Origin of the sequence: Streptomyces odonnellii (assembly GCF_000981895.1) — a bacterium.
Taxonomy (GTDB): Bacteria; Actinomycetota; Actinomycetes; order Streptomycetales; family Streptomycetaceae; genus Streptomyces; species Streptomyces odonnellii.
In genome coordinates this window covers 1-10173 of the sequence record NZ_LATD01000406.1, presented here as the reverse complement: position 1 = coordinate 10173, position 10173 = coordinate 1, and the positions used below count along the sequence as shown (strand labels likewise).

Below are 10173 nucleotides of genomic sequence, written 5' to 3'. Positions count from 1 at the left end.
GGCGCCGGATCCCCGCCCCCAGGCCCCGGATCCCCGGCCGCCGGGCCGATTCCGGAGTGATGTCGTAGGCGGCGGATACGCTCCTCGGTATGGCTCTCCACACATCCGCGGACGCTCCACTGCCGGTCGGCGAGGTGTCGCGGCTCATCGGCGGCTGGATCGACCGGCTCGGCGCGGTCTGGGTCGAGGGGCAGATCACCCAGCTCTCGCGCCGCCCCGGCGCGGGGGTGGTCTTCCTGACGCTGCGCGACCCGTCGTACGACATCTCGGTGAGCGTCACCTGCTACCGGCAGGTTTTCGACGCGATCGTGGATGTGGTGTCCGAGGGCGCGCGGGTCGTGGTGCAGGCGAAGCCGGAGTGGTACGCGCCGAGGGGGCAGCTCTCGCTGCGGGCCACGGAGATACGGCCGGTCGGGATCGGTGAACTGCTCGTTCGGCTGGAGCGGTTGAGGAAGGCCTTGGGCGCGGAGGGGCTGTTCGACGCCGACCGCAAGAAGCCGCTGCCGTTTCTCCCGCAGCTCATCGGGCTGGTCTGCGGACGGGCGTCGGCGGCCGAGCGCGATGTGCTGGAGAACGCGCGGCGGCGGTGGCCCGCGGTCCGCTTCGAGGTGCGCAACACGGCGGTGCAGGGGGTCAACGCGGTGGCGCAGGTCGTCCAGGCGGTGAAGGAGCTGGACGCGCTGCCCGAGGTGGATGTGATCGTCGTGGCGCGCGGCGGCGGCAGCGTGGAGGATCTGCTGCCGTTCTCGGACGAGCAGTTGGTACGGGCGGTGGCCGCGTGCCGTACGCCCGTTGTCTCCGCGATCGGGCACGAGCCGGACGCGCCGCTGCTGGATCTGGTGGCGGATCTCCGGGCGTCGACGCCGACGGACGCGGCGAAGAAGATCGTGCCGGACGTCGGGGAGGAGCTGGACCGGGTCCAGGCGCTGCGCGACCGGGCACTGCGGAGCGTACGGGGGCTGCTGGACCGCGAGGAGCGCGGGCTGGCGCACGCGCTGGCCCGGCCCGTGATGGAGCGGCCACACCGGATGGTGGACGAGCGGGCGGCGGAGGTGGCGGCGCTGGCCGACCGGAGCCGGCGGGTGCTGCGGCATCTCCTGGACCGCGCGGACTCGGAGCTGTCGCACACCCTGGCGCGGGTGGTCGCGCTGTCGCCCGCGGCGACGCTGGAGCGGGGGTACGCGGTGCTTCAGCGGCCGGACGGGACGGTCGTACGGTCCCCGGAGGAGGTGGCCCCGGCCGAGGAGCTGCGGGCGCGGGTGGCGGAGGGCGAGTTCACGGTACGGGTCGCGCGGTGAGCGCGGCGCGGGCCGCGGGAGCGCGGGCGGAGCGGGTCGGAGCGCGCACGGGCGCGGGTACGGAGAGTGAATGAGATGGCCGGTACGGACAAGGCGGCCGTGCTCGGGTACGAGCAGGCGCGGGACGAGCTGATCGAGGTCGTACGGAAGCTGGAGGCGGGCGGTACGTCCCTGGAGGACTCGCTGGCGCTGTGGGAGCGGGGCGAGGAGCTGGCGAAGATCTGCCGCCACTGGCTGGAGGGCGCGCGGGCGCGGCTGGACGCGTCACTGGCCGACGAGGAGGGGGACGGGGAGCGGGAGGACGAGGACTGAGGGGGACGGCCCCGGGCGCGGGCCGGGCCCCAACCGGTCCCGGGCCGGGCCTGGCGGGGCCCAGGCCTGGGCCCTGTCCGGCGGGGCCGGTCGGAGCGCGGGCCGGAAGCGGCCCGTCGGCCGTGCGCGGCCCCGCAACGCCTGGCACGGCACCTCGCCGCGTTGTCGGAGTCGGAGCGCGGCCGGAGGCGGGCCGCCGGCCGCGCGCGGCCTGTATAGGCGGGCGGGCCCGCTCGGACCGCGGTGACGACCTCGTCGAAGCCGGGCCGCGGGCCACGCGGGGACCACGCGCCCTCGCCGGCCCGCCGATGTTCCCGCTGATCAGCGGCGTGTGCTCGTCGGCGCCATTCCCCTGGGGCGGCGGCCGTCAGTCGTACAGGGCAGGACGTGCGGCTCAGGACGTCCAGGTCAGGACGTCGGCTGAGGCTCCACCGACGCGGCCCCCGGCTCAGGCTCCGGTCCCGGCTCCGGACCCGGCTCCAGTGCCGCCGCCATCTGCGCCAGCCGCTCGTACGAGGCCGTGCCCGTCACCACCGTCGTGGCCTTGCCCTCCGTACGGACCAGGGCGTCGTACTTCGGCCCCTCCCAACGCCGCCATGCCTCGCCCGCCACCTGCTGGGACTTGCCGGTGTCGGCCGCCTGCTGGCTGACCTCCGGCACATACTTCCGCGCGGGCGCCGTGGACTGCTCGACCGCCACGTACTCCCCGTCCGGGTCCAGAAAGCCCAGGTGCCAGGCGTCGCCGTCCTGGGCGCTGTACGAGACGGACGTCGGCTTCCACGTACCCGGCAGGCCCGTCGGCGCCAGCACCGGATACGGCGCGGCGCGGCGCGCGGTCAGCAGCTCGACGCGGTAGTCGACCGCCTTGACCGGGACCGCCTTGTCGTCGTGCGGAATAAACACATAGATGCCCGCGACAACGACCCCGATGACCGCCATCGACAGGAACATGTCCCGCACCGTCTGCCTGCCTCGCATACCTGCCACCCCACCATCGTCGCATCAGGGCTCCCCGCTCATCCGTGGGCCCCTCTGCTCAATATGGCGGGGTACGGATACAGTCGTATCACCCTCTTTTCCGGCCGTCGCCGTACAGAAAGGTGCGATCCGATGACCGAACATCACCTGCCTCCCCCACTTGAGGTGTCTCCCGAGGCGCCCGACCGCAATCTCGCCCTGGAGCTGGTCCGTGTCACCGAGGCGGCCGCCATGGCGGCCGGCCGGTGGGTCGGGCGCGGTGACAAGAACGGCGCGGACGGCGCCGCGGTGAACGCGATGCGCACCCTTGTCTCCACGGTGTCGATGAACGGCGTGGTCGTCATCGGCGAGGGCGAGAAGGACGAGGCCCCGATGCTGTACAACGGCGAACGGGTCGGGGACGGCACAGGCGCCGAGGTCGACATCGCGGTCGACCCGATCGACGGCACGACCCTCAACGCCAAGGGCATGCCCAACGCCATCGCGGTCCTGGCCGCCGCCGACCGCAACACCATGTTCGACCCGTCCGCGGTCTTCTACATGGACAAGCTGGTCACCGGGCCCGAGGCGGCTGACTTCGTCGACATCGACGCGCCCGTCGCCGTCAATATCCGGCGGGTCGCCAAGGCCAAGCGCTCCTCGCCCGAGGACGTCACCGTCGTCGTACTCGACCGGCCCCGCCATGACGGCATCGTCAAGGAGATCCGGGAGACCGGTGCCCGGATCAAGTTCATCTCCGACGGCGACGTGGCCGGTTCGATCATGGCCGCGCGCGAGGGCACCGGGATCGATCTGCTGATGGGCGTGGGCGGTACGCCCGAGGGGATCATCTCGGCGTGCGCCATAAAGTGCCTCGGCGGCGTGATCCAGGGCAAGCTCTGGCCGAAGGACGAGGAGGAGCGGGAGCGCGCGATCGACGCGGGGCACGATCTGGACCGCGTGCTGTCCACTCATGACCTGGTCAGCGGTGACAACGTGTTCTTCGTGGCCACCGGGATCACGGACGGCGAGCTGCTGCGCGGGGTGCGCTACCGCTCGGAGACCGCGACCACCCAGTCACTGGTCATGCGCTCCAAGTCGGGCACGATCCGGCAGATCGACTCGACCCACCGGCTGTCGAAGCTCAGGGCCTACAGCACGATCGACTTCGACCGCGCCAAGTAGCCGCGCCGGCTCACGGCCGGGCACGCGCAAGCGGCCGGGCAGGCACAGGCCGCCAGCCACGCGGCTCCCGGCACGCAGACCGCCGGGCGGACACGGACGCGGACATCGGAGAGGGCGCCCCGTTGTGCGGCGGGGCGCCCTCTCTGTATCCGAATCCGCGTGCGCGCCAGGACCGCGGGAGTACAGAGGACAGAGGTACGTGAGCACGGCAGTACGGGGGTACGGGACCGCGTGGTCACGGGGGTACGGGACAGCCGTGCGGCCCGTCAGCCGGCGATCCGCTCGCCCGCCGCCGCGGCCTTGCGCAGCTCCACCTCACGCCGTCTCCGGCGGGCCAGCACCACCCGGCGCTCGGCCGCCGTCAGCCCGCCCCATACTCCGTACGGCTCGGGCTGGAGCAGCGCGTGCTCCCGGCAGTCCACCATGACCGGACAGCGGGCGCAGACCCGCTTCGCGGCCTCTTCCCGCGCCAGCCTCGCGGCTGTCGGCTCCTTCGATGGGGCGAAGAACAACGCGGCTTCGTCCCGACGGCACACCGCCTCCGAATGCCAGGGGCCGGCCTGATCCTCCCGAGCGGGACTCCGCTGGGACGGTACGGCGGCGACCTGCAGGGGCTGATGCGGCAGTTGCAGCACGGTCTACTCCTGACGACGGCTTCGCGAGCGAGAGACGATGCAGCTTTCCCTACCCGCTGTGCGCGCTCCTAAGCACTGCGTGGCACCGAGTTCGGAGTGCGGAACACCGCCCTGAATTCCGGACGTTCAATCACCGGCGGTCGCCTTTGGCCGGAAAAAAACCAGTGCCCGGGCCGCTAACCGGGCTCAGTGGCCGAGGTGCTTACGGAGCCGGTCGCGGAGGTCCGCCACCCGCTTGCCGCGCTTCGGCTTGGCCTCCACATTGCCGAACACGGAGTATCCGTTCACGACGACGGCCGGGGCGTCCACGTCGGGGGCCTCCAGGGTGCGGACTTCGAAATTGCCGAAGATGCCCGTGCCGTTGCCGCGCAGCGAGATGTTCTCGGGGACACGGACCTCGACATTGCCGAAAATGGACGTCGCGTTGATCACCGTGACGCGCTGCCCGAAGAGCGCTTCGGTCAGATCGATCTCGATATTGCCGAAGAGCGCGAAGGCGTTGGTCCTGCGGCCGATGCGCCAGCGGCCCTTGCGGGTCGAACTGCTGAAGACCGCGACCAGATTCTCGGCGGGGGCGGTGGGGTCCTCCGGGCCGTATCCGTACGCCGCCGACGAGTGCGCGGCCGGGGCGGCCGGCCTGCCGTCGGGGCCGGCCGCGGGCAAGTCCCGTACGAGCGGTTCCAGTTCGCCCAGGGTCTTGGCCCGGTAGACGGCGTCGATCCGCTCTCCATGCTCCTCGGCGTCCAGGCGGCCCTCCGCCAGGGCCTCCCGGAGGATGTCGGCGATCCGGTCCCGGTCGGCGTCGGAGGCCCGGATACCGGCGGGCTCCGCCGGCACAGCCGGCTTCTGGGGGTGCTTTTCGAGGTCCACGGACCCAGGGTAGCGAAACGCGATAGATCGCGACTAGTGGCAGCCAGAGACAAGTCCGGCGAACCGCGCGGCTGCCCCGCGACCTGGCGAGCCGGTGCGCGGCGCCGACTGAGCGCTACCTCACACCTGACCTCACAGGTGCGCTGTCAGCGCGGCGCCCTACGCTGGAGGCCGCGCCGCCAATGGAGGCCGCGCCGCCGTCTGTCGAGTGAGGAATGGCCGCAATGCCAGAGTTCGCGTACTCCGATCTGCTTCCGCTGGGCGAGGACACCACGCCGTACCGGCTGGTGACCGCCGAGGGCGTCTCGGCCTTCGAGGCCGACGGGCGTACGTTCCTCAAGGTCGAGCCCGAGGCGCTGCGCACCCTGGCCGCGGAGGCGATGCACGACATCTCGCACTATCTGCGCCCGGCCCATCTCGCCCAGCTCCGCAGGATCGTGGACGACCCCGAGGCGTCGTCGAACGACAAGTTCGTGGCGCTCGATCTCCTGAAGAACGCGAATATCGCGGCCGCGGGCGTTCTCCCCATGTGCCAGGACACCGGTACGGCGATCGTGATGGGCAAGCGCGGACAGAACGTACTCACGCGGGGCGGTGACGAGGAAGCCCTTTCGCGCGGCATCTATGACGCGTACACCAAGTTGAATCTGCGTTATTCGCAGATGGCTCCGCTCACCATGTGGGAGGAGAAGAACACCGGCTCGAACCTGCCCGCGCAGATCGAGCTGTACGCGACGGACGGCGGCGCGTACAAGTTCCTCTTCATGGCGAAGGGCGGCGGTTCCGCCAACAAGTCGTTTCTGTACCAGGAGACCAAGGCGGTTCTCAACGAAACCTCCATGATGAAGTTCCTGGAGGAGAAGATCCGCTCCCTCGGTACGGCCGCGTGCCCGCCCTACCATCTCGCGATCGTCGTCGGCGGCACGTCCGCCGAATTCGCGCTCAAGACCGCGAAGTACGCCTCCGCGCACTATCTGGACGAATTGCCGTCCGAGGGCTCTCCGACCGGTCATGGCTTCCGTGACAAGGAGTTGGAGCAGAGGGTCTTCGAACTGACCCAGCGGATCGGTATCGGCGCGCAGTTCGGCGGCAAGTATTTCTGCCATGACGTACGGGTGGTGCGCCTGCCGCGCCATGGCGCCTCGTTGCCGGTCGCGATCGCCGTCTCCTGCTCGGCCGACCGCCAGGCCGTCGCGAAGATCACAGCGGAGGGCGTCTTCCTGGAGCAACTGGAGACCGACCCGGCGCGCTTCCTCCCGGACACCACGGACGAGCATCTGGACGAGGCGGGCGGTGCCCGCGGCGAAGCCGCTGATCGACGCAGTGTACGGATCGACCTCAGCCGTCCGATGGACGAAGTACTCGCCGAGTTGACGAAGTACCCGGTCAAGACCCGGCTCTCGCTCACCGGACCGCTGGTCGTGGCCCGGGACATCGCGCACGCCAAGATCAAGGAGCGGCTGGACGCGGGCGAGGAGATGCCGCAGTACCTGAAGGACCACCCGGTGTACTACGCGGGCCCGGCGAAGACGCCCGAGGGGTACGCGTCGGGGTCGTTCGGCCCGACGACGGCGGGCCGGATGGACTCGTACGTGGAGCAGTTCCAGGCGGCCGGCGGCTCCAAGGTGATGCTTGCCAAGGGCAATCGCTCGAAGCAGGTCACCGACGCCTGCGCCGCGCACGGCGGCTTCTATCTCGGCTCGATCGGCGGCCCGGCGGCGCGGCTCGCGCAGGACTGCATCAAGAAGGTCGAGGTCGTCGAGTACGAGGAGCTGGGCATGGAGGCGGTCTGGCGGATCGAGGTGGAGGACTTCCCCGCGTTCGTCGTCGTGGACGACAAGGGGAACGACTTCTTCACCGAACCGACCCCTGCGCCGACGTTCACCTCCATCCCGGTGCGCGGCCCCGGCCTCGCCTGACACCGGACCCGGGCCTCGTCACCCGGTGCTCGGCACAACGTCCTCTTCGCCGTAACACTTTCGTGGGAACGAACACGTTCGTGGGAATGTCCCGGGAACACAGCGGGCCTGCCGGACGCTCTCCCAGCAGGAGGTACGACGACGATGACGACCGATGAGCACCAGTACCGCGTCGAGCACGACTCGATGGGCGAGGTCCGGGTCCCCGCGCACGCCAAGTGGCGTGCCCAGACACAGCGCGCCGTGGAGAACTTCCCGGTGTCGGGACAGCGGCTGGAGCGCGCCCATATCGAGGCGCTGGCCCGGATCAAGGCGGCCGCGGCCAAGGTCAACGCCGATCTCGGGGTGATCGGCAAGGACATCGCGGACGCCATCCAGGACGCGGCGGCCGAGGTCGTGGAGGGCCGGTGGGACGAGCACTTCCCGGTGGACGTCTTCCAGACGGGCTCAGGTACCTCCTCGAATATGAACACGAATGAGGTGCTCGCCACCCTTGCCACGGAGCGTCTCGGCCCCGGCCGCGAAGTCCATCCCAATGACCATGTGAACGCGTCGCAGAGCTCCAACGACGTGTTCCCCTCCAGCATCCACATCGCCGCGACGGCCGCGGTCACCGGCGAGCTGATCCCCGCGCTGGAGCATCTCGCCGCGGCCCTGGAGCGCAAGGCCGAGGAGTTCGCCTCCGTGGTCAAGTCGGGCCGTACGCATCTGATGGACGCCACGCCCGTCACGCTGGGCCAGGAGTTCGGCGGCTATGCCGCGCAGATCCGGTACGGGGTGGAGCGGCTGACCGCCTCACTGCCACGCCTGGCCGAACTGCCCCTGGGCGGTACGGCGGTGGGCACCGGCATCAACACCCCGCCCGGCTTCTCCGCTGCCGTCATCGCCGAGGTCGCCCGCGCCACGGGACTGCCGCTGACGGAGGCCCGTGACCACTTCGAGGCGCAGGGAGCACGGGACGCGCTGGTGGAGACCTCCGGACAGCTCCGTACGGTCGCGGTCTCGCTCACCAAGATCTCCAACGACCTGCGCTGGATGGCCTCGGGGCCGCGCACGGGTCTCGCCGAGATCACCCTCCCGGATCTCCAGCCCGGCTCCTCGATCATGCCCGGCAAGGTCAATCCGGTGATCCCGGAGGCCGTGCTGATGGTCGCGGCGCAGGTCACGGGCAATGACGCCACGATCGCGGCAGCCGGCGCGGCGGGGAACTTCGAGCTGAACGTGATGCTCCCGGTGATGGCCAAGAACCTCCTGGAGTCCGTACGGCTGCTGGCGAACGTGTCCCGGCTGCTGGCGGACCGTACGGTCGACGGCATCACCGCGAACGCCGAACGGGCCCGTGCGTACGCCGAGTCGTCGCCCTCCGTGGTCACCCCGCTGAACAAGTACATCGGGTACGAGGAGGCCGCGAAGGTCGCCAAGAAGTCCCTGGCCGACCATCGCACGATCCGCGAGACGGTCCTGGAGCTGGGCTATGTGGAGCGCGGCGACCTGACCCTGGAGCAGCTCGACGAGGCGCTGGACGTCCTGCGGATGACACGCCCGTGAACGGGCATCGCACACCGTCGCGACCTGGCGGGCGGACGGTTTTCCTTCCCGAAGACGGCCTAGGATCTGCGCATGACAGAGACGGCGGCGTTGGGGCGTTGGGCGCCCGGCACACAGATTCTGTGGCGGTACCGGGAGAACGCCGGGGACCGTGTGCACATCTGCCGTCCCGTCACGGTCGTCGAGGACTCCGACGAACTGCTCGCGGCCTGGCTGGCGCCGGACACTCCCTGTGTGAAGCCCGCGCTCGCCGACGGCTCCCCGATCCAGCAGGAGCCGCTGGCCACCCGCTACACCACACCGCGAACGGTGGTGCGCGACCGGTGGTACGGCATGGGCGTGCTCAAGCTGGCCCGGCCCGGTGAGCCGTGGTCGGTGTGGCTGTGGTGGGAGCGCGGCTGGCAGTTCCAGAACTGGTACGTGAACCTGGAGGAGCCGCACACCCGTTGGGCCGGCGGTGTCGACTCGGAGGACCACTTCCTCGACATCGACGTGTTTCCCGACCGGAGCTGGCGGTGGCGCGACGAGGACGAGTTCGCCCAGGCCCAGCAGGACGGGCTCATGGCGCCCGCCCAGGCGCGCCGGGTCAGGGAGGCGGGGCTGGCGGCGGTCGAGGCCATCACCGCCTGGGGCGCGCCGTTCCGGGACGGCTGGGAGCACTGGCGGCCCGAACCGCACTGGCCGGTGCCGGAGTTGCCAGACGACTGGGACCGGGCGCCGGTACGCGCCGGGGCCGGGACCCGTTGAACGGCCAGGGCCCCGCCCCGAGTCCGGGTCACGGCGCCCCGTCCGCAGCCGGCACGGCCCCGCGCGCGACTCCCCGTACAGCCCTCCGTGGAGTCACCCGCACCGGCGAAGACATGGCCGGAAGCGTCCCGAGTGGCCGGAACAGTGCTGACCAAGGCCCTGATCACACGGGCGCCGCCGCCGACGTCATGAGACCCTTGATGTGCCCCCAGGGTTCAAACGTAGGATCGTCCTCCGGAAGACTGCACCGGGGCAACGGGTGAGCGCAGCAACCGGCCTGACCGTCAGTCACACTGTTCGACACACTAGTCACCTTGCATGTCACCAGACGTCACACCGTCAGCCGCTACGACCGCACGTCATGACGACCGAGTCACTACGAGGGGGTGGAGCCGTGCGTTGCGGGCCCAGCAGGAACCGTAAGGCGCCCCCGGGCGTCCCGACCAGGTACCGGACACGGCCTGGACACAGACCCCGGCAGGGAACGGCACTGCCGGGACCTGCCCCAGTAGAAGCGATCGCAGCGCACCACCGGCCCGGACGGACGGAACCCCACGCGTGACGGAGCATCCTCCTTCCCACGAAGGCCGGCAGCCCCTGGTTGCACGGCCGCAGGAACGCACCCGGCCGCGGCAGGAGGCGGGCGCCGCCGGCCTGCCCGGGCCCGCCGTGCCCGCGCCCACCCCCGACCCCGCCGCCACG

At 70.8% G+C, this 10173-nt stretch carries 9 protein-coding genes; 6 read left to right on the top strand and 3 right to left on the bottom strand.

Annotated elements, in window-relative coordinates; genetic code table 11:
* The first annotated feature begins 89 nt into the window (after nucleotides 1-89).
* Together xseA and WH07_RS31290 are read left to right on the top strand one after the other, a co-directional pair.
* Complete coding sequence (xseA, locus tag WH07_RS31295; RefSeq protein WP_046507577.1) at nucleotides 90-1298, top strand: exodeoxyribonuclease VII large subunit; 1209 nt, start codon at nucleotides 90-92, stop codon at nucleotides 1296-1298.
* 75 nt (nucleotides 1299-1373) lie between these two features.
* A complete protein-coding gene (locus WH07_RS31290) occupies nucleotides 1374-1610 on the top strand; it encodes an exodeoxyribonuclease VII small subunit (protein ID WP_046507574.1) in 237 nt (78 codons plus the stop codon).
* 408 nt (nucleotides 1611-2018) lie between these two features.
* Here WH07_RS31290 and WH07_RS31285 read toward each other — a convergent pair whose 3' ends face one another.
* The gene (locus tag WH07_RS31285) at nucleotides 2019-2588 is read right to left on the bottom strand and encodes a DUF4245 domain-containing protein (protein ID WP_198533929.1); all 570 of its coding nucleotides are present in this window, start codon (nucleotides 2586-2588) and stop codon (nucleotides 2019-2021) included.
* A gap of 132 nt (nucleotides 2589-2720) precedes the next feature.
* Here WH07_RS31285 and glpX point away from each other — a divergent pair, with 132 nt between their 5' ends.
* On the top strand, nucleotides 2721-3752 hold the full coding sequence (glpX, locus tag WH07_RS31280) for a class II fructose-bisphosphatase (RefSeq protein ID WP_046507570.1): 1032 nt from the start codon (nucleotides 2721-2723) through the stop codon (nucleotides 3750-3752).
* A 266-nt stretch (nucleotides 3753-4018) separates the two neighbouring features.
* Here the strand turns inward: glpX and WH07_RS31275 are convergent, their stop codons facing one another.
* The gene (locus tag WH07_RS31275) at nucleotides 4019-4387 is read right to left on the bottom strand and encodes a WhiB family transcriptional regulator (protein WP_046507567.1); all 369 of its coding nucleotides are present in this window, start codon (nucleotides 4385-4387) and stop codon (nucleotides 4019-4021) included.
* Nucleotides 4388-4573: 186 nt separating this feature from the next.
* A complete protein-coding gene (locus tag WH07_RS31270) occupies nucleotides 4574-5257 on the bottom strand; it encodes a DUF1707 SHOCT-like domain-containing protein (RefSeq protein WP_046507564.1) in 684 nt (227 codons plus the stop codon).
* A 224-nt stretch (nucleotides 5258-5481) separates the two neighbouring features.
* Between WH07_RS31270 and WH07_RS31265 the strand changes: the two genes are divergently transcribed.
* From WH07_RS31265 to fomD, 3 genes are all read left to right on the top strand, one after another.
* Nucleotides 5482-7176, top strand: a complete 1695-nt coding sequence (locus tag WH07_RS31265; protein WP_046507561.1) for a fumarate hydratase — start codon at nucleotides 5482-5484, stop codon at nucleotides 7174-7176.
* A 144-nt stretch (nucleotides 7177-7320) separates the two neighbouring features.
* On the top strand, nucleotides 7321-8724 hold the full coding sequence (locus WH07_RS31260) for a class II fumarate hydratase (RefSeq protein ID WP_046507558.1): 1404 nt from the start codon (nucleotides 7321-7323) through the stop codon (nucleotides 8722-8724).
* A gap of 72 nt (nucleotides 8725-8796) precedes the next feature.
* Nucleotides 8797-9471: a cytidylyl-2-hydroxypropylphosphonate hydrolase gene (gene fomD, locus WH07_RS31255; RefSeq protein ID WP_046507556.1), complete on the top strand. Its 675-nt coding sequence runs from the start codon at nucleotides 8797-8799 to the stop codon at nucleotides 9469-9471.
* Nucleotides 9472-10173: the final 702 nt, after the last annotated feature.